General features: G+C 28.2%; 19 protein-coding genes and 1 pseudogene. 5 read left to right on the forward strand and 15 right to left on the reverse strand.

Annotation, left to right across the window (positions count from 1 at the left end; all coding sequences use genetic code 11):
• The 11 genes and pseudogenes from Q0V08_RS04705 to Q0V08_RS04755 all read right to left on the reverse strand — a co-directional run.
• Positions 1–196 (reverse strand): annotated as a pseudogene (locus tag Q0V08_RS04705) (sodium:proton antiporter); the annotation flags it as partial.
• Positions 197–365: 169 nt separating this feature from the next.
• Entirely contained in the window at positions 366–1,553 is a 1,188-nt protein-coding gene (hydF, locus tag Q0V08_RS04710; protein ID WP_297432536.1) for a [FeFe] hydrogenase H-cluster maturation GTPase HydF, read from the reverse strand.
• A 9-nt stretch (positions 1,554–1,562) separates the two neighbouring features.
• Complete coding sequence (hydG, locus tag Q0V08_RS04715) at positions 1,563–2,954, reverse strand: [FeFe] hydrogenase H-cluster radical SAM maturase HydG (protein WP_297432538.1); 1,392 nt, start codon at positions 2,952–2,954, stop codon at positions 1,563–1,565.
• Positions 2,939–3,985, reverse strand: a complete 1,047-nt coding sequence (hydE, locus tag Q0V08_RS04720; RefSeq protein ID WP_297432540.1) for a [FeFe] hydrogenase H-cluster radical SAM maturase HydE — start codon at positions 3,983–3,985, stop codon at positions 2,939–2,941. The genes hydG and hydE overlap by 16 nt, the downstream gene beginning before the upstream one ends.
• 75 nt (positions 3,986–4,060) lie before the next feature.
• The gene (gene asnA, locus Q0V08_RS04725) at positions 4,061–5,044 is read right to left on the reverse strand and encodes an aspartate--ammonia ligase (RefSeq protein WP_297432569.1); all 984 of its coding nucleotides are present in this window, start codon (positions 5,042–5,044) and stop codon (positions 4,061–4,063) included.
• Between the two features lie 351 nt (positions 5,045–5,395).
• Entirely contained in the window at positions 5,396–6,112 is a 717-nt protein-coding gene (locus Q0V08_RS04730) for an HAD family hydrolase (protein WP_023052291.1), read from the reverse strand.
• Positions 6,113–6,139: 27 nt separating this feature from the next.
• Positions 6,140–6,952 carry a purine-nucleoside phosphorylase gene (locus Q0V08_RS04735; protein WP_297432542.1) on the reverse strand — a complete coding sequence of 271 codons (813 nt, stop codon included), beginning with the start codon at positions 6,950–6,952 and terminating at the stop codon, positions 6,140–6,142.
• Positions 6,953–7,017: 65 nt separating this feature from the next.
• Positions 7,018–7,974, reverse strand: a complete 957-nt coding sequence (locus Q0V08_RS04740; protein ID WP_297432544.1) for a nitronate monooxygenase — start codon at positions 7,972–7,974, stop codon at positions 7,018–7,020.
• A gap of 17 nt (positions 7,975–7,991) precedes the next feature.
• Positions 7,992–8,741: a phosphatase gene (locus tag Q0V08_RS04745; protein ID WP_297432546.1), complete on the reverse strand. Its 750-nt coding sequence runs from the start codon at positions 8,739–8,741 to the stop codon at positions 7,992–7,994.
• A gap of 24 nt (positions 8,742–8,765) precedes the next feature.
• Positions 8,766–9,926 (reverse strand): hypothetical protein, encoded by a 1,161-nt coding sequence (locus Q0V08_RS04750; protein WP_297432548.1) that lies wholly within the window; start codon positions 9,924–9,926, stop codon positions 8,766–8,768.
• Positions 9,927–9,978: 52 nt separating this feature from the next.
• Positions 9,979–10,800, reverse strand: a complete 822-nt coding sequence (locus tag Q0V08_RS04755; RefSeq protein WP_297432549.1) for a MerR family transcriptional regulator — start codon at positions 10,798–10,800, stop codon at positions 9,979–9,981.
• Positions 10,801–10,898: 98 nt separating this feature from the next.
• Here Q0V08_RS04755 and Q0V08_RS04760 point away from each other — a divergent pair, with 98 nt between their 5' ends.
• Complete coding sequence (locus tag Q0V08_RS04760) at positions 10,899–12,215, forward strand: MATE family efflux transporter (protein WP_297432551.1); 1,317 nt, start codon at positions 10,899–10,901, stop codon at positions 12,213–12,215.
• Here the strand turns inward: Q0V08_RS04760 and Q0V08_RS04765 are convergent.
• On the reverse strand, positions 12,208–12,921 hold the full coding sequence (locus Q0V08_RS04765; RefSeq protein ID WP_297432553.1) for a 2-phosphosulfolactate phosphatase: 714 nt from the start codon (positions 12,919–12,921) through the stop codon (positions 12,208–12,210). The genes Q0V08_RS04760 and Q0V08_RS04765 overlap by 8 nt on opposite strands.
• A gap of 106 nt (positions 12,922–13,027) precedes the next feature.
• On the opposite strand from Q0V08_RS04765, the gene Q0V08_RS04770 reads away from it, so the two are divergent.
• Positions 13,028–14,080: an alanine racemase gene (locus Q0V08_RS04770; protein ID WP_297432555.1), complete on the forward strand. Its 1,053-nt coding sequence runs from the start codon at positions 13,028–13,030 to the stop codon at positions 14,078–14,080.
• Between the two features lie 62 nt (positions 14,081–14,142).
• Positions 14,143–14,754, forward strand: a complete 612-nt coding sequence (locus tag Q0V08_RS04775; protein ID WP_297432557.1) for a nitroreductase family protein — start codon at positions 14,143–14,145, stop codon at positions 14,752–14,754.
• A gap of 45 nt (positions 14,755–14,799) precedes the next feature.
• On the opposite strand, the gene Q0V08_RS04780 is transcribed toward Q0V08_RS04775, so the two are convergent.
• Both Q0V08_RS04780 and Q0V08_RS04785 read right to left on the reverse strand, forming a co-directional pair.
• Positions 14,800–15,984, reverse strand: a complete 1,185-nt coding sequence (locus Q0V08_RS04780; protein ID WP_297432559.1) for a MalY/PatB family protein — start codon at positions 15,982–15,984, stop codon at positions 14,800–14,802.
• A 19-nt stretch (positions 15,985–16,003) separates the two neighbouring features.
• The gene (locus tag Q0V08_RS04785) at positions 16,004–16,579 is read right to left on the reverse strand and encodes an N-acetyltransferase (RefSeq protein WP_297432561.1); all 576 of its coding nucleotides are present in this window, start codon (positions 16,577–16,579) and stop codon (positions 16,004–16,006) included.
• Between the two features lie 133 nt (positions 16,580–16,712).
• Here Q0V08_RS04785 and pncA point away from each other — a divergent pair, with 133 nt between their 5' ends.
• A complete protein-coding gene (gene pncA / locus Q0V08_RS04790) occupies positions 16,713–17,330 on the forward strand; it encodes a bifunctional nicotinamidase/pyrazinamidase (protein ID WP_297432563.1) in 618 nt (205 codons plus the stop codon).
• A 15-nt stretch (positions 17,331–17,345) separates the two neighbouring features.
• On the opposite strand, the gene Q0V08_RS04795 is transcribed toward pncA, so the two are convergent.
• A complete protein-coding gene (locus Q0V08_RS04795) occupies positions 17,346–18,968 on the reverse strand; it encodes a nitrite/sulfite reductase (protein ID WP_297432565.1) in 1,623 nt (540 codons plus the stop codon).
• Positions 18,969–19,130: 162 nt separating this feature from the next.
• Here Q0V08_RS04795 and Q0V08_RS04800 point away from each other — a divergent pair.
• A partial coding sequence (locus Q0V08_RS04800; RefSeq protein WP_297432567.1) for an alanine racemase occupies positions 19,131–19,401 on the forward strand: 271 nt, incomplete at its 3' end.

Consider the following 19,401-nt stretch of genomic DNA (forward strand, 5'->3'; position numbering starts at 1 on the left):
AAAGAATATAGCTAAGTGCTGTTTCAGAGTTACCTCCCATTCCACCTATCAAAGTTTTCATAGTTTCGTTTATACCTATTCCTGAAGTTGCCCCTGCTACCAAAGCTGCCACTAATATTGCTAGAATTACATTTAATTTTAATAAACTTAGTACAATCATAGTAGTAACTGATAATATCACTGGATTAAAAATCATATGGCCCTCCCTTTACTTTTTTATTTTCTTAAGTGGTACTTATATTACCTCACAGACATTTTGAAGTCAATAGCTATATATAAATTTATTTAGATTAATAATTTAAAAAAAGCCATAAAATTAATCAAAAAAAATTAATTTTATGGCTTTTTATTTTTATCAATATTTTTTATTTAAAAATCTCTAAGGCTTTATCTAAAATTCCAGTTACTTCAGCTATAACTAACCCATAATTTGTTATTGGAACATTTCGTGACATTGATTCATCTATTCTACTCTGCATATGTTTTTTATTTATCATACAAGCTCCACAGTGAATAACTAAAGCATATTTTGATAAATCTTCAGGAAAATCTTTTCCTCCTACAAAAATAAATTCAATCTCTTTTCCAGCATAACTTTTTACAAGTTTTGGAATTTTTACTCTGCCAATATCTTCATGAGAAGTATTATGAGTGCAAGTTTCTGCAATTAATACTTTATCTCCATGATTTAAAGATTTAAGTTTTTTTACACCTCTAACCAAATCATTTAAATCTCCTTTTTGTCTAGCAAAAAGTATTGAAAAACTTGTCAATTTAGCTCTATTATTTAAAATCTTATCAACATTTTTAAAAGCTTGAGAATCTGTTACAACTAAATCAATATCTTTAATATCCTCTAAAGCACTTTCTAATTCAGTATCTCTTACTACATAGTTTTTTATTCCATGGTCAAGACACTCTCTTATAAGTTGAACTTGAGGTAGTATCAGTCTCCCTTTAGGAGCTTCTGAATCTACAGGTACTACCATTAAAACTTTTCCATTATAAGGAACTAAATCTCCTAAAAGTTTTGGTTCCTCTTTTTCTTTAGTTATCTCTTTTAAAATATTTTCTTTTAACATTAAAATAGAATCTCTATTTTTTGTTGAAGCAAATATTGCTCTTGGAAATATCTTTTTTATAACATCTTTTTCATTTTCAGTTAAAAGATCATCTTTATTTATAACAAATAAAAATGGTATATTGTACTTCTTAAATTGAATTTCCTGATCTTTATAAAATGCCATATCAATTTTTGTTGCATCCATAACTAAAATAGCAAAATCAGTTCGTTTTAATTCTTCTAAAGTTTTTTTCACTCTTAACTTTCCAAGCGGTGTGTTATCCTCTAGTCCAGCAGTATCTATGAACAATACTGGTCCAAATGGTAAAAACTCCATAGCTTTTACTACAGAATCGGTTGTAGTTCCTTCAATTTCTGAAACTATCGCTATATTTTGCTCTGTAATAGCATTTAAAAGAGATGATTTTCCAGAGTTAGTTTTTCCAAAAATCCCTATATGTAATCTATTTGAATTTGGGGTATTTTTCATAAGTTCCTCCTAAAGATACAAATCTCTCTCTCCATTTTTTATTTTTTCTAATTTTTCTAAAGTCAACAATTTAATATCTTCTCTTTTTATATTCTCTATTTCTCTTGCTATAACTTTTTTAACTTTTTCTGTTAGTTCTAAATCTCCATAATCCATAGCATACTCCATTAAAGTCAATAATGCATTTGGTGAGCAGACATTTTGAATATTTCCACTTTTAGCTAATTGCATAAATCTGTCACCTGTTCTTCCCATTCTATAACATGCTGTGCAATAACTTGGTATGCAATCTTGATCTAAAAGTTCTTTTAAGACCTCTAAAGGTGTTCTATGATCAGCTAATTCAAATTGTGTTTGAGTTTTTCCCTCTTCTCTATCTGTATATCCTCCAACATCAGCAGAAGAACCTGCACTTATTTGAGAAATTCCATATTTTATTAACTCTCTTCTTAACTCAGCTGTTTCTCTTGTTGAAAGAATCATTCCAGTAAACGGAACAGCTAATCTTATTATTGCCACAATATTTCTAAATGTATCATCATCTATTTGGTGAGGATATTCATCTAAGCTCATTCCTTCGGCTTTTTTTATTCTTGGTACAGATATCGTATGGAATCCTACTCCATAATATTTTTCTAAATATTCGTTATGTATCATTAGTGCTATAATTTCATATTTATAATCTGCCAATCCAAAAAGGACTCCTGCACCAACATCATCTATTCCTCCTTCCATTGCTCTATTGAAAGCAGTTAAATGATATTCATAGTCTCCTTTTAAAGATTTAGGATGAACTTTTTCATAAGTTGGTTTGTGATATGTTTCTTGAAATAGAATATACGTCCCTATTTCAGCATCTTTTAGTTTTTTATAATTTTCAACTGTTGTCGCTGCAATATTTACATTTATTCTTCTTATAGAACCATTTTCAAATTTAGTTGTATAAACTGCATCTATTGCTTCTAGCACATAATCAATTGGAACGTTTACTGGGTCTTCTCCTAATTCTAAGGCAAGTCTTTTATGTCCCATTTTTTCTAATAATTTAACTTCATTTTGAATTTGTTCTCTAGTTAATTTTTTTCTTGGAAATTTATTATCTCTTTTATATCCACAGTATGTGCAGTTATTTACACAGTAATCACTTACATAAAGAGGAGCAAAAACAACTATTCTATTTCCATAAATTGATTTTTTTAACTCTCCTGCGATTTCATAAAGTCTTTTCTTTTGATTTTCATCTTTTATTTGTAAAAGAGATGCAACCTCTTTATGTGTTAATCCCTCTTTATTACTAGCTTTATCTAATATTCTATCTATCTCTTTATAATCCGTTATTTTAGATTCTTCTAATAGCTTTTCTATATACTCTTGATCAATAAAATTTATTTTCTTTTCCATCTGACATTATCTCCTCTTGTTAATATTGGTTGAAAACCAGCTTCTAAAATGCTATTTTCAATCTTTAGTTTCTCTTCTGCCGATTCTTTGCCCAAAAATACCTTTCCATTGTATAAAGCATATTTTTTTCTGCATTCCATTGGAGAAAGATTTGGCATAATTACATTGGCTCCTGCTTTAAAACCTTTTTCTCTTCCCTTAGGGTCTATTGTTCCTAAGGCAGTTGTTGCTGGTAATAATACATCTGGTAAAAGAAGTCTTATTATTGCAAGTAAAGTAATTGTATCGTAAGCAGTTCCTCCTTTTTCATTTTTTAAAGGAGTATCCTCATGTGGAATAAACGGTCCAATTCCTACCATATGTGGCCTAAGTTTTTTTAAAAAAATTAAATCTTTGGCATAATCTGTTAATTTTAATCCTGGTAGTCCTATCAAAAAACCACTTCCTACTTGATATCCAATTTCTTTTAGAGACTCTAAACATTTTTTTCTATTATCCAAAGACATATTCGGATGAAGCTCTTCATAAAGTTTCTCATTTACTGTTTCATGTCTTAACAAGTATCTGTCTGCTCCTGCTTTGTATAATCTTTTAAATGACTCTTCTCCTCTTTCTCCAAGGGAAAGAGTAATAGCTATATCTGAGTACTCATTTTTTAAAGTTTTTATTATACTTTCTAAAAGTTCATCAGAAAAATAACTATCTTCTCCACCTTGGAAAACAAAAGTTCTGTATCCAAGTAAATATCCTCTATGGCAGCATTCTAAAATTTCATCTTTAGATAATCTGTATCTATTAGCTTTTTTATTAGAAGCTCTAATACCACAATAAAAACAATCACATTTACATATATTAGAAATTTCTATTAATCCTCTAAAAAAAACAGTATTTCCATAATAATGTTTTCTTACTTCATATGCTTTATCTATTAAATAATCTCTATCTTCTTCTGTTAGATTAGTAAGTAACATTTCTAACTCTTCTTGTGATAAATCATTTTCTATAGATAATTTATCTATTAAATACCTCATCCTTCACCTCCAAAAGTATATAACACACCAATTATATACCCTTTTTGTCCAGAAAGACAAGTTTATTTTTACTTTTTATAATAATGGAATATTTTTAGCTTTACACTCTTCTATTACTTCTTGTGGCCATAAAGAAGCTTGAACTTCACCTATATGTAATTTATCTAAAAAGAATAGACATAATCTAGATTGACCAATTCCACCACCAATTGTATATGGTAATTCTCCTGCTAAAAGTTTTTTATGAAACTCTAACTCTTTTCTTCCTTCTGCTCCTGCTATCTTTAACTGTTTAGCTAATGATTCTTCTGATACACGAATTCCCATTGATGATAACTCTAAACCTATTTTTAATGGTTCATAGTATACAATAATATCTCCGTTTAAATCCCAATCATCATAATCTGGTGCTCTTCCATCATGCTTTTCTCCTGATTCTAAAACTTTTCCTATTTCACTTATAAATATTGCTCCATATCTTTTTGCATGTTCATGTTCTCTCTCTTTTGGAGTTAATTCTGGATAAAGTTTTTCTAACTCTTGAGACGTTATAAATGTTATCTCTTCAGGTAATTTCTTTGAAAGTTGAGGATATATATTTCTAATATAACTTTCTGTATCTTTTAATGAACTATATATTTTTTTTACAGTTTCTTGTAAAGTTTCAGTTGTTCTATCATCCTTTTCTAAAACTTTTTCCCAATCCCATTGATCTACATAATATGAGTGAATTGGGCTTAAATCTTCATCTCTTCTAATTGCATTCATATCTGTATAAAGACCTTTTCCAAAGTCAAAACCATATTTATGAAGAGCCATTCTTTTCCATTTTGCTAGAGAATGGACTATCACTGCATCTTGTTTGCACTTTGTATCAAAAGCTACTGCTCTTTCGATACCGTTTAAATCATCATTTAAACCACTTTCAGGTGTTACGAATAACGGAGCTGAAACTCTTGTTAAATCAAGTTTTTTAGCTAAGTCTCTTTCAAAGAAATCCTTTACTTCTTTAATTGCAATCTCTGTTTCCATAATATCTAACTTTGTCTTATACATAATACTACCTCCAATTTTTTTATAAAAATAAAAAACTCTTAACATCTCCATTAGCGGAAATAGTTAAGAGTTCTAATTTAATATCATATAATACACCTATTAAAAGATGCACCTAAATAAATTTACTTCAAACAAATAAACCTATCTAATTAAATTTAAATTCTTTTTATTTCGAGATAACGGAAATTATTCATCACAAATTTCAATAAATTATTATTGTTATTATTGTTATTATTATTACAATTATAATTATTATTATTGAAATTTATAGACATAACTTCCTCCTCTTTTTAAAAATTTATTTTTATTATTGGACTAATAATAAAACTTTTTTGTAAAATTGTCAAGTTTTTTTTATAAAATTTCTACATCTGCTGAAACTTTATAGATAACATCTTTTCTTTCTACAAATATTTCAGTTTTATTTTTTAAGTTTTCTTCTGTTTTTATTTTCAATAGTAACTCTCTCGATGGATTTATAGCTCTTGGGTGTCCTACAAGATTAAGCATACTATAATCACCATTAGTATCTCCATATGCATAACTTTCTGATAAATCAATATCGTATTTTTCACAAAAATTATTTATTGCTATCATTTTATTTTTTGAATCCCACATTGGAGAAATATCTCCTGAAAGCTTTCCATCTTCAAAATGATATATCGATCCACAATAATCATCTGCTCCCCATTTTTTAGCCATTCTTGAAACTAAAAAGTCTGGACTTCCAGAAATAAAAATTACTTTATGCCCCTGCTCCTTATGCCATTTTATCATATCTCTTGTAAATTTATATACTCTATTTCCTTTCAACTCTAACACTTGATCTGAAATAAAGTCATTATATTGAAGAGATAATCCTTTTATAGCATCGACATATGTAGTAGTTATCTCTTCTAGATATTTATCATAATCTCCTACTCTTTCATCCCATTTTTTAAAAGCATCTTTTACCTTTAACTCATATTCTCTAATATCAAGTAATTCATACTTTATAAGTTTTTTAAAATGCTCTGTTAATAGTGAGTTTCTATAAATTGTTCCATCAATATCAAAAAATGCTGCTTTCATAATTTTATACCTCCTATGAGTTTATTATTACAACTCTTTTACTGTTTCCGCAATCCATTTACAGAATCTCTCTCCTGTTTGATTTGCTATTTCTACAACCTCTTCATGTGAATGTGGTTTAGTAGCTATTCCTGTAGCCATATTAGTTATACAAGATATTCCTAATATTTTAATTCCTAAGTAATTAGCCACTATTGATTCTGGAACTGTAGACATTCCAACTGCTGATGCTCCCATTGTCATCATCATTTTTACTTCTGCCGCTGTTTCATATGTTGGACCTGAAGATCCTAAGTATACTCCCTCTTCAAATTCAATATTAAGTTTATTAGCTACATTTTTAGCTTTTTCAATTAAAGCTTTACTATATGTTTCAGACATATCTGGGAATCTTGGTCCAAATCTTTCATCATTTGATCCAATTAATGGATTTGTTCCAAAAAAGTTTATATGATCATTAATTATCATTAACGTTCCTGGTTTAAAATCTCTATTTGCTCCACCAGCTGCATTACTTACAATCATTGTCTCTATTCCAAATTTTTTAAACACATATTGAGGGTATGTAACCTCTTTCATATTATACCCTTCATAGTAGTGAAATCTTCCTTTCATTACTAAAACTTCAACATTATTTATTGTACCAAAAACTAATTCCCCTGCATGTCCCGCAACTGTTGAAACAGGAAAGTTCGGTATATCTTTATAAGGTATTACAACCTTATTTTCAACATATTCTACTAATCCACCTAATCCAGATCCTAAAATTATAGCTATTTTAGGTCTATTTGTAACCTTAGAATTTAAAAAATCTACAGTTTCCATTACTTTATTATACATAATATTTTCTCCCCTTATTTTTTAGATAAAAAGGGTAGATCTCTCCACCCTTGTGTTTTTTACTATTAGAAAACTATTTTTGAAAATGTTTCATCTAATCTTATTTTTTCTTCTTTTAACTCTTTCATTAATTTATCTACAATCTCTTGACAGCTTAAAGCTTCCTTAACTAATCCAGCAACTTGTCCTGACATAACACTTCCATTCTCTATGTCTCCATCTACAACTGCTAATCTTAGCTTTCCTTTTCCTAAATCTTCAATCTCCTCTTTTGGAGCTCCTTTTACCTCTAATTCTAATATTGCTTTAGCAAACTTATTATTTAATACTCTTACAGGATGCCCTGTATAATTTCCTGTTGTAACTGTTGATCTATCCTTAGCTTTTAATACTAAATTTTTATAATTTTCATGAACGTCGCACTCATGAGCAACTATAAATATAGTTCCAACTTGGATAGCTTCTCCTCCTAAAGCTAAAGCTGCTAAAAATTGCTCTCCACTTGCAATTCCTCCTGCAACTATAACAGGAATTGAAACCTCTCTAGCTACTTGAGTTGCTAAAGACATAGTTGTAATTTCACCAATATGTCCTCCTGCCTCTAATCCTTCTGCAACTACTGCATCCGCACCTATTCTCTCCATTCTTTTTGCTAAAGCTACTGATGCTACTACTGGTATAACTTTTATTCCAGCAGCTTTTAATTTCTCCATATATATTCCTGGATTTCCTGCACCTGTTGTTACAACTTTAACGCCCTCTTCTATACAAACATCTATTTGTTCTGCAACACTTTCCATCATTAACATTAAGTTAACTCCAAAAGGATTATCTGTAATAGATTTTGCCTTTCTAATCTCTTGTCTTAAAATTTCTGGTGGCATTCCTCCACCAGCAATTATACCTAATCCTCCAGCTTTAGACACATGTCCTGCTAAATTTCCATTTGATATCCATGCCATTGCTCCCTGGATAATTGGATATTTAATTCCTAATAATTCACAAATTCTATTTTTTTGCATCTTCTTTCCTCCCAAAATTAAGAGTTTACCTCTTTGGTTCTCAACTCTTGTCTCAGCTTTAAAAATTTATCAAAAGTTTCTCTCGAACTATTTATTATTAACTCTTCTGGATAATCAATCTCTTCCAAAAGTTCAATTGCTCTTTGAAACTCTCCTATGTGACTTGAATAATGAGCATCTGTTCCTAAAGCTATGTAGCATCTCTCTTTTTTAGCTAGTTCTAGCATTTTTTTACAATTTTTCTTTGAACCAACTCTTGTAATTGTTCCTAAAGAGGTGTTATTAACTTCTAACGCCACGTTATTTTCTTTAGCTGCTTTCACTATTTTTTCATAGTCTACTGGAAAAATTGGATTTCCCAGATGCACTATTATATCAGCTTTTTGCTTTTTTATCAAACTCAATATAGCTTGTGTATTTTTCTCGATATCATCTATGTTTCCATATTCATCTACAACATGGAATCCTGCTAAAACTAACTCCATATTTTCATAAATTTTTTGATTTATATCTAGTTTTCCATTTTCATTTAAAATATTAGCTTCTACACCTTTTATAACTCTAACGCCTTCTATTTCATTTGGCAAAATAGCAATATTAACAAGATGCCACCAATGCGGAGTATCTTGTAATGCTGGTCCATGATTAGTTATTGCAATAACTTCCATTCCTTTTTTAGAAGCTGCACTTATATTTTCTTCTAATGTACTAAATGCATGAGGATTCACATTTGTGTGAATATGTAAATCAATCTTATAATTTTTCATAGTTGATCTCCTTTAGTAATTAAACTACATAAAAACTGTATAAAGAATATTAGCTACTACTCCAGCAACTATTCCACCAATTGTATGACTAAATATAGCTTTTCCTGTTAATTTTCTATAACCTAAACTATCCATCATCGCCACATGAGTACTTAAATATCCACTCCATGTCATTCCCATAGCTGTAAATACCGCAATTTCTCTAGATGTTATTGCTCCATCGTTAATAAATCTAGGAACTAATCCTAATGCTGCTCCTACTGCTCCTAAAGAGGTTATTGGGAATGCTAAAGCTTTTGCACTTGTAAATCCAAAAAGTGGTTTTAAGATAAATTGTAATTTTTCCCCTATATAAGGTAATAATGCAATTCCTTGATAAGCTTCTCCTGTATAACCATTTGGTCCTGGTCCATTAGTTAGTAATAAAACTGTTGTACAAATTATTAGAACTCCTGGAATTATTTCCATTCCCATTTGTACTCCATTTTTTCCACCTTCTAATAAAGCTTCTAATAATCTTTCTAATACATTTCCATCTCTTATATCTCTATATTCAAAAAAATCTGAATCTACAGACTCATCTTCTAAAGATTCTTTTTTTTCATTAAAAATCTTTTTTGTAAAATTAATCATTAGATTAACACTTACTATACTACCTACAAAAGCTCCTAAATTTCCTAAAATAACTGGAAATACAAGATTTTCATTCATACTACCACTTTGAGCTATCATAAATGTAGAAACTATAAACCCCATTCCAAAAGAAGTTCCTAAATTTGTTAAAGCTGGTAACTGATATTTTTTAAAATATTTAGTAAATCCTTTATCTGCTGATAAACTTAAAATAGCTGGATTATCTGAAATATATGTAGTTAAAACTCCTAAAGCTGCAGCTCCAGGTAATCTATATAATGGTTTCATTAGTGGTGATAATAATTTGTTTAATATTGCGATTACTCCAAATTCTGATAAAATTCCCGCAAATGCTCCTGCAATTACTGATACACCCATTATAAAAAATACTGTATTTAACAGTAAATCATGAGCTGTTTTTATGATTGTATTGATCATATTGATTCCACCCATTTTACTAGATGTTAAATAGATTAATGTTGAGAGTATTGCTATACATACAACACCTTCTAAACCCATAGCTTTTTTTCTTCTTGATTTTTTTGCATCCATGTTTTTTCTCCTCTTTACTTCCTTGCTACCTTATAGAATATCTTAATTTTTACTATTTTTCAATTTTTTTTATAGGAATATATATATCTATTATTCCTCCAAAGCCATTTTCAAAGGGTACTACAACTTCATTTCCCACTTCAATAGAGTCACCATCAATTTCAAATTTATTATCTTTTATAAAACGATATAAATTTTCATAAGTCAACTTTATCATGTCAAAGGTAGTTTTATGCTTTAACATAACGCAAACTTTACTTTTTATAACTTCTTCGCCTACTATTGATTGATTATCTGGAATTAAAATACCAATTTTGCTTAATGGTAATTCTGATCCTTCGTATAAATCATACTTTTTTACCTCTGATATATAAATTATTTCATCTATATTATTTTTATTTCCTAATCTTTGTAATTTATCATACGTTTCTGCTATTTCTTTTTGATCTAAAGGATTTTTTATTTTTATAAAATAGACTTTTATTTCTTTTAAGTTAGTTATTTCAACTTTTTCTTCTAAATTACTTAACATCTCTTTTAAGCACACTATTTTTTCAGTTATTCTGTTTTTACTTTTTCTTAATTCATCAATTCTTTTATCTATATCGTAAATTTTTTCTTCTAAAAACTCTATATTTTTAGTTGGATTTTTTACTTTAATATAATTTTTTATCTCTTCTAAAGAAAATCCAGCTTCTTTTAAGGTTATGATAAAAAACAAGTCCCATATTTGAGAATTGGAATAATACCTATATCCATTAATCTCATCAACATATTCTGGAACTAATATATCTTTTTTATGATAAAAAATAAGAGTTTGTTTTGAGATATTTGCTAATTTTGCTAATTCAGAAATTTTATATCTATTTTTCATATTTTCTCCTTGACAATATAGTTAAGTATATAGTTTATAATAACACATATAACTATTTATTTATATAATATTATTTTAATTTCATAGAGGAGAGAAAAATGTCACAAAATATCACTTTAGAAAATGGATGTGTCAAAAAATTATTTTTTAAATTTGCTTTACCTAGTATTTTAGGAATGTTAATAGTTTCCCTTCAAATTATGGTAGATGGTCTTTTTTTAAGTAAGGGAGTTGGAGCACAAGGATTGGCAGCTGTTAATCTATCTATGCCTCTTATTAATTTGTTACTTAGTGTTGCTCTTATGATTTGTATCGGGGGAGGAGTTTTAGTTGGAATAGCTTCTGGAAATGGGAACGAACCTAGAGCTAAAGGACTTACAAGTCTAACTTTAGTTTTACTTTTAACAACGCTTCTAATAATATCTGTTTTTCTATTATCAAACTTTGAAACAGTTATAATGCTTTTAGGAACTAATGAAGAAACTTATGTTCTTGTAAAGAAATATTTAGCTATACTTATCCCAGGTTCTATCTTCTTTAGTATGCCTATTTTTACTGAAACTTTTGTTAGAATAGCTGGTAAGCCAAATCAAGTTTTTATTAGTGGTTCTGTTTGTTTTATTGCCAATGTTTTTCTAGATTATATATTTGTTTTAAAGCTAGGTATGGGTATGGAAGGTGCTGCTGTTGCATCATGTTTCGCAAACATGTTTGGAGCTTTAACTCTTTTTCATCATATGCGTTTCGGAAAAATAATATGTACATTAAAAGATATTAAAGAAATTTTTTATAATGGTAGTTCTGAGATGCTTACTGTTATCTCAAGTGCTATTACTATATATATTTTCAACATTATTATAATGAAAAATATTGGTGTATTAGGTGTATCTGCACTAACTATTGTTTTTTATATTAATTCAATTGTCAATATATCTCTTTATGGTCTTTCTCAAGCTTTACAACCTATAATTTCATATAATTTAGGAGCTAATAGAATTGATAAAATTAAAGATGTACTTAAAGTTGCTTTAAAATCTGGAGCAACAATAGGACTAACAACTTTCATTGGTATGCATCTGTTTGGCGATAAGATAATCTATCTTTTTTCAAATGGAAATAAAGAATTAGCTGATTTAACTAATAAAGCTATATTCTTCTTTACATTTGCATATTTATTGTCATTTGTTAACATAATATCTAGTAGCTTTCATACATCTATTGAAAAACCTTTTGAATCAGCATTTATATCTTGTGGAAGATCAATTATATTTGTCTTAATTCCTCTTTTTATACTGCCAGTATTCATAGGTGAAATAGGAATTTGGTTAGCTATTCCTATCGCTGAACTTATTTGTCTTAGTATTAGCATTCCATTAATGAAAAAATCATTAAAAAAACTTCCTCTTTCTATTTAAGAGGAAGTTTTATTTTTCCATTTTTGTAAAATGGAATGATATCGAAAATATCTATCATAGTACAATAATCTAAATCTTTTTCACAACCTATAGAGCTCAAATAGCTATAATGCTTGCTTTCGGCTAAAACGCCTTTTAAATCTGAAGTTAAGTCTGCTATTTTTTTTAATGCTAGTCCTAAATCATCTATCTTTAAACTTTCTTTTTCAGATATTTTCTTTATAATCATTCCAGCACATAAAGCATCATCTAATGAAAATTTGTCATCTGTTCCTGCACAAAGAATAACAACATCTTTTTTACTTTCTAAAAGCTTTTCAGAAACAGCAGAAATATTTAAATAACAAGCTATATATAAATTATCAGCACTTAAAGCATTTTCTATAGCTCGGGTTCCATTACTTGTTGTCATGAAAATTTCTTTTCCTTGAACTGCTTCCTTAGTGAACTCTAATGGTGAATTTCCAAATTTAAACCCCTCTATTTTAAGTCCCTTTCTCTCTCCTGCTAAAAATCCATCTTTTTTTATTCCCCACTTCTCTTTCGCTTCATCTATCTCTTTAAAGGGATAAATACAACTAGCACCATTTTCTAAAGCTGTAACCATAACTGTTGTGGCTCTTAGTACATCAATTACAACAACATTTTTTCCGTTAAACTCCTTTTTTAATGCACATTTTGCTGATTCTAAAACTTCTACTCTCATATTTAATCATCTCCTTATTTTTGTATTTTATAATATTTCTTTTGAAATTTAAAGAATTATATGGTAATAATAGTAACAATATAAAAAATATGTAAGGGGTGTTAGTATGGGTAGAGATGGTTTCAAAATACAACTTGTTCAAGAAAATATAATTCATAATTTTAATTATATAAAAAATTACACAAAAAAGGAGATTATTTCAGTTGTTAAAGCAAATGCTTATGGTCACGGTTTAAAAGAGGTTGTTCCTATTTTAGTCGAAGGGGGATGCAACTATTTTGCTGTTGCTAGAGAATCCGAAGCTCTTGAGATTGTTTCATTAAATATCCCAAATATTAATATTCTGATTTTTGAAACAGTTGAAGATTTTTCGCTTTTAAAAAAATATAAAAATTTAGAAATGGTTGTTAATAGCATTGATGAACTTTTAGAACTAATTAAAGAAAAAGTTGATTTTTCTCAACTTCATTTAAAATTCGATTTCGGTTTTGCTCGAAATGGATTTATTCAAAATGATATTGAATTTATAAAAGATATTGTAGTAAAAAATGACCTTCATTTTAAGGGGGCTATGACACATTTTTTTAGTTCTGATGTTGATGAAACTATTGATATTCAAAATAAATTTATTGAATCTATTAACTATATAGGGACTAATTATTTTGATATTATACATTCTCAAAATAGTGCTGCTACACTCTTAGGATTAGGAAATGGTTCTACACATGTTCGTTGCGGAATAAGTCTTTTAGGAATGTTAGATCCTGGAATTATAGATTATAACATTAAACGTTCTTGGACTCTTTCTGGTCCTATATACAATATAAAAGAATTTTCAGATTTAGATTTTATAGGCTATGAACGTATAAAAAATATATTTGTCAATAACTATTCTAAAGTTGGAAAAATAAAAATTGGTTATGGAGATGGTTTTTCTAAACGAAACACAAATATCTTATGTCATATAAATGATAAAGAGTACCCAATAGTTCATATTAGTATGGATACATCATTCGTTCTCATTGATGATTCTGTTAACTTAGGCGATTTTGTAGAAATTTATAAAGATTTTGATAAATGTAATGCTTTTTTAAAGATGGATCATTACGAATATACAACTCTTATAAACTCTAGAATCCCTAGATTTGTTGTTAAATAATAAAAGAATTTCTCTTCAATTTTAGTATATACAATTAAGTATCTTTGTGGAGGTGTATTAATATGAATTTTAAAGATGTTGTTTCTAAAAGAAGAAGTGTTAATTTTTTTGATCCAAATAGAGAGCTTGACTTAAAACTTTTTGAGGATATTGTAAACGAATCTGTTCTTGCTCCGTCTGCATTTAATCTTCAACCTTGGGAAATTATTGCTGTTCGTTCTACTGAAGCTAAAGAAAAACTTTTTACAGCTTGTAACCAACCTAAAATAAAAGAGGCTTCTATGACTTTAATATTAGTCGGAGATACCTTTGGATACGGTCGTGACAATCCTATGTGGAATATAAAGATTGATTTAGGACTAAAAGAAGAAAAGGTTGGACAGCTTATTAATATGTGTGAAACTGTTTTATATCCTACAGAAGTTAAAAGAAATGCTATGGCTGTAAGGGATGTCTCTCTTTTAGCAATGTCAATTATGTTATGTGCAAAAGACCATGGTGTTGATACTCATCCAATGATTGGATTTAACGAAGAAAAGGTAAAAGAACTTTTTAATATCGATGAAGATAAAACAGTAGTTATGTTACTTTCAATAGGATATTTTGATGAAACTAAAACTTTAAACCCAAGAGAAAGAAGACTTAATTTTAATGAAATTTGTACAGTTGTATAAAATAAAAACCAAGCGAGATAAAGATTCTTGCTTGGTTTTTTACAATTAATTTTTTAATGCTCCTTCCAATCTCTTTAATGCTTCTTCTAAAATTGATTTATGACATGCAAAATTTAGTCTTATAAATCCTTTTCCTTCATCTCCAAATATCTCTCCACCATCTATAACAATCTTAGCTTCTTTTTCCAATTTATTTTTTAATTCTTCTTCACTTAAATTTAACTCCCTAAAATCAATCCAAGCCAAATAAGTCCCTTCTATTGGTAAGCACTTTACTTTTGGCATCTTCTCTTCTAAATATTTTTTTATAAACAGATAGTTTTCTTCAAGATATCTCAACAAATTGTTTAACCAATTCTCTCCCTCTTTTGTATAACAATTTTTAACTCCAATTGCCCCAAAAATATTTGGTATTGGTTTAGCAGCTACTTTAAACATTTCGTTTATAAATTTTTCTCTTAAATTATTACTAGGTATTATTATATTCGATGCTTTTAAACCTGCTAAGTTAAATGTTTTACTTATTGATGTACAAACAACTAAATAGTCATGAATTCTATTATCTAATATTCCCATTGATGTAAATTTATTATTAAATAATATTAAATCGCTATGTATTTCATCTGAAATAACTATTTTTTTATATTTTAAACATAATTCTATAATATTATTTAATTCCTTTTCATTCCAAACTCTTCCAACTGGGTTGTGTGGATTACATAAAATTAACATTTTATTTTTGGGGTCTTTTAATTTTTCCTCTAAATCTTTAAAGTCTATTTCATATCTATCTAAGATTAACTTTAGTGAATTATTTACTACTTTTCTATTATTTAACTCTACAGATCCTTTAAATGGTGGGTATACTGGATTTTGAACAATTACTCCATCTCCAGCTTCGGTAAATGCTTGAATTGCATAACATAGTGCAGGAACGACCCCACTTGTTGGAACTATCCAAGATCTATTTATATCCCAATTATTCTTATTTTTTAACCAAAATACAATACTATCATAATAGTCATCGCCAACTGTATTGTAACCAAATACTCCATGACCGACTCTTTCCAATAAAGCTTTTTCTACAAATTCTGGGGCTTTAAAATCCATATCTGCAACCCACATAGGAATACTATTCTCATCTACATAAGAAGCCATTTCAAGCATACCTTCTAAACACCATTTTCTTGAATCTGATCCTCTTCTTTCAACATAATTATTGAAGCTCATAATCTCCACTCCCCTTTACTTAATTTATTCCAAATTCTTTAGGATATTCAACTGTACCTTTTACATTATTTAAAGCTCCGGGATATAATTCAATTGCCATAAAATTTTCATCAGGTACTTCTATTGGACATTTTATTCCCCATTTTGATGCTGGTTCATAACCAAATTTTTTATAATAGTCTGCATGACCTAAAACTACAATACCTTTATAACCTAATTCTTTAGCTATTTTATGTCCTTTTTCCACTAAACTTTTTCCAATACCCTTTTTTTGAAATCTTGGCAGTACCGCTAAAGGTGCTAAAGTTAATAATGTATCATTTCCTACTTTAACTTTTGTAAAAAGAATATATCCTACTATCATTCCTTTAAATTTTGCTGTCAGTGATAAATCTTTTATAAAAGCATCGCTTTTCAATAATTCTCTTACTAACTTATGTTCATTATGATCTGAAAATTTCTCTCTTATAAAAGCCTTTTGTACTACCTCACAAACAAAATCCTCTTCTGTAGTTTTTTTATATTTTTTTCTTTGAAAAATATAAACAGCTAAACTTCCTAAAATAAAAAATGCAACTCCTAATATTACGTTCATATTCCCCCTCCTTAAATTTTATACTTATATATACAATAATAACAAATAGAAATCCTTTTTCCAAGTTGTTTTTAATTTACATTTTTTTCTTAAACTGATATACTGTGAAAAATGAATTTTTAGGAGGTTTATTTTGAAAGCTTTGATTGTTGTTGATGTTCAAAATGATTTTTGCCAAGGGGGAGCTTTAGCAGTTAAAGATGCTCATGAAATTATACCTATTGTTAATAAAGTTATTGACCTTTTTAATAAAAATCATCATCTTGTTATAGCTACAAAAGATTGGCATCCTGCTAATCATAAAAGTTTTGCAAAAAATTCTAATGGAGTTATTGGAGAAATTGGTATTTTAAATAATCTCCCTCAAGTTTGGTGGCCTGAACACTGTATTGAAAATACTCACGGTTCTAATTTTCATCCAGCTCTTAAAGAAATTAAACATATTATTTATAAAGGAACTAATTTTGAGATTGATTCTTATAGTGGTTTTTTTGATAATGGAAAATTAAAAAGTACTGAATTATTGCCTCTTTTAAAAAGCAATCAAATTTCAGAAATTTTCGTTTTAGGTCTAGCTACAGATTACTGTGTTAAATATACAGTTTTAGATGCTCTTGATTTAGGTTTTAAAGTTAACGTTATCGAAGATGGTTGTAAAGGTGTCAATTTATCTTTTGACGATTCTAATAAAGCTCTTAAGAAGATGACAGAAAAAGGTGCAAATATAATAAAAAGTGACGATTTAAATTAATCGTCACTTTTTTATTTAAAATTCTTCTAATCTTCTTTCATACATATAATTACTAAAAGTAATATCATAAACTTGTAATATTTCTAAATAATCTCTAAATAAGGATTTTACTAAAATTGGTATTTCATCTATTGGTAAAATTAAATTTGGTATTTCAAATGCTAAAGATTGAATTGAATCGGTTAATATTCCTCCCATATAAACCTGCATACAATCAACTAATTTATCATTTATTTTCTTTTTTAATCCTATAAATCCTAAAGGAGCTACTGGCACCCCTGCACAAGAACTTGGACATCCAGAAATTCTTATATTTTTAGCCTCCTTAAATATAATTTTTCTATATTGTGGAAATTCTTTTGCTAATTGGTCTAATTCATCTCCTATTGCATCTGCTATACTTTGAGAATCTTGAACTCCTATCATACATACTTTCGCACCAACACATGCTCTAATTTGTCCTCTTATTGATATAGTTTCTGTAACTATCTCTGGAATTGCTTCGCTTAAATATTTGTATATATAAGGTATTGCTGATTTATGAACTAATGGAATAACTAAATTTTGATTAATAGTAGCTCTTATAGTTGGAGTATTTATATCTTTCATTAATATATATAACTTCTCTATATCTTTTGCAGTTAAATCACCATTTTTTACATATAATACAAGAGAAACAACATCTTTAAATTTAGTTTCTTTAGTACAAATATCTTTCCATAAATTAAATGTTTCTGAATTCTCAATTATATTAAATTGTTTTAGTTCTCTTACCTTTTTTTCATAATCTATTTTAGGTATCTTTCCATTAGTTATCGTTTCTTTTCCAAAATATTCTAAATATAATTTTTTAAAACCTTCAAATCCCATTTTTTCAACTAAAAATCTTAATCTTGCTTGCATTCTATTTATTCTATCTCCACGATCATAAAATAAATCTATTAAAGCTTTAACTGCTCTTAATAAATCTGCCTCAGGTAAAAATTCTATTAGAACATGGCCAATTTTACTACCTCTTCCCATTCCACCTCCGCAGTAAACTTTAAAACCTTTTTCACCATTTATCTCTTTTGCAACAAACCCCATATCTTGAACCGCCATAACAAATTCATCATCTAAAGAGTTTGAAAATCCTATTTTTAATTTTCTTCCAAAATCAAAAGCTTTATCTATAAAAAACACTTCATTTTCAACCATTCTTGCATAAGGCATTACATCAAATATATTTCTTTTATCAACTCCTGTGTATGTCGAAACTAAGATACTTCTAAATGTGTTTCCACCTCCGCCTCTAAAATACATCTCTTTTGAGTTACATTGTTCTATTGTATCTTTTACTCTTTCAAATTCAACTTCGTGAAGTTGATAATTCTGTCTTGTTGAAAGATGTAAATATGGAATTTCTTCTTTTTCCATTATATTAGCTAAAGATTTAAATTTTTCAATTGAAAGTTCCCCTCCAACAGCTTTTAATCTCAGCATCATCTTTTTACCTTTTTGCTCATAAATCCCAAACTTTGATCCTCTTTTTTTTAAATCTGCTGATTTCAAATTATTATTTGAATACTCTGTTATTCCCTCTTGAAGCTCTAAATATTCTTTTTCAATATCTTTTAATTTTTCTTCAATTCTTTCCATAACTATACCTCTTTCCAAAAAATTTAGTAATATTACTTATTTTCAAAATATCTTTTCTTTTCCTTTTTATAAATTTTAAATTTATTTTTTAAAAAAAATAAAGTTTGACTTTAACAAAAAAATATTGTATATTTTATTAGAATTTAAATTGGAGGTTTATATATGAATAAAAAAAATATATCATCATTAACTACACCTAGTTTTTTAGTTAATTTGGATGCGTTAGAAAATAATATAGAAAAATATCAAAATTTAGCCGATGAAAATCTTGTTGAATTATTTCCTATGCTAAAAACTCATAAAAGTAGCGAAATTACTAAAATGCAAATTGAGGCTGGTGCTAAAGGTGTTTTAGTTGGAACCTTAGATGAAGCTGAAGCTGTTGTTAAAAAAAGTGGAGTAACTAAAGTTATGCTTGCTTATCCTGTTATTG

The sequence above is a fragment of the uncultured Cetobacterium sp. genome (assembly GCF_947038635.1).
GTDB lineage: Bacteria > Fusobacteriota > Fusobacteriia > Fusobacteriales > Fusobacteriaceae > Cetobacterium_A.

Coding starts and splice junctions, on each gene's coding strand:
- Q0V08_RS04765 (WP_297432553.1), bottom strand. CDS start 12,921: ATGAGAGTAGAAGTTTTAGAATCAGCAAAATGTGCATTAAAAAAGGAG.
- hydG (WP_297432538.1), bottom strand. CDS start 2,954: ATGGAAAAGAAAATAAATTTTATTGATCAAGAGTATATAGAAAAGCTA.
- Q0V08_RS04795 (WP_297432565.1), bottom strand. CDS start 18,968: ATGGAAAGAATTGAAGAAAAATTAAAAGATATTGAAAAAGAATATTTA.
- Q0V08_RS04745 (WP_297432546.1), bottom strand. CDS start 8,741: ATGAAAAATTATAAGATTGATTTACATATTCACACAAATGTGAATCCT.
- Q0V08_RS04730 (WP_023052291.1), bottom strand. CDS start 6,112: ATGAAAGCAGCATTTTTTGATATTGATGGAACAATTTATAGAAACTCA.
- Q0V08_RS04735 (WP_297432542.1), bottom strand. CDS start 6,952: ATGTATAATAAAGTAATGGAAACTGTAGATTTTTTAAATTCTAAGGTT.
- hydE (WP_297432540.1), bottom strand. CDS start 3,985: ATGAGGTATTTAATAGATAAATTATCTATAGAAAATGATTTATCACAA.
- hydF (WP_297432536.1), bottom strand. CDS start 1,553: ATGAAAAATACCCCAAATTCAAATAGATTACATATAGGGATTTTTGGA.
- Q0V08_RS04755 (WP_297432549.1), bottom strand. CDS start 10,800: ATGAAAAATAGATATAAAATTTCTGAATTAGCAAAATTAGCAAATATC.
- Q0V08_RS04740 (WP_297432544.1), bottom strand. CDS start 7,974: ATGCAAAAAAATAGAATTTGTGAATTATTAGGAATTAAATATCCAATT.
- Q0V08_RS04750 (WP_297432548.1), bottom strand. CDS start 9,926: ATGGATGCAAAAAAATCAAGAAGAAAAAAAGCTATGGGTTTAGAAGGT.
- Q0V08_RS04775 (WP_297432557.1), top strand. CDS start 14,143: ATGAATTTTAAAGATGTTGTTTCTAAAAGAAGAAGTGTTAATTTTTTT.
- Q0V08_RS04760 (WP_297432551.1), top strand. CDS start 10,899: ATGTCACAAAATATCACTTTAGAAAATGGATGTGTCAAAAAATTATTT.
- Q0V08_RS04785 (WP_297432561.1), bottom strand. CDS start 16,579: ATGAACGTAATATTAGGAGTTGCATTTTTTATTTTAGGAAGTTTAGCT.
- Q0V08_RS04770 (WP_297432555.1), top strand. CDS start 13,028: ATGGGTAGAGATGGTTTCAAAATACAACTTGTTCAAGAAAATATAATT.
- Q0V08_RS04780 (WP_297432559.1), bottom strand. CDS start 15,984: ATGAGCTTCAATAATTATGTTGAAAGAAGAGGATCAGATTCAAGAAAA.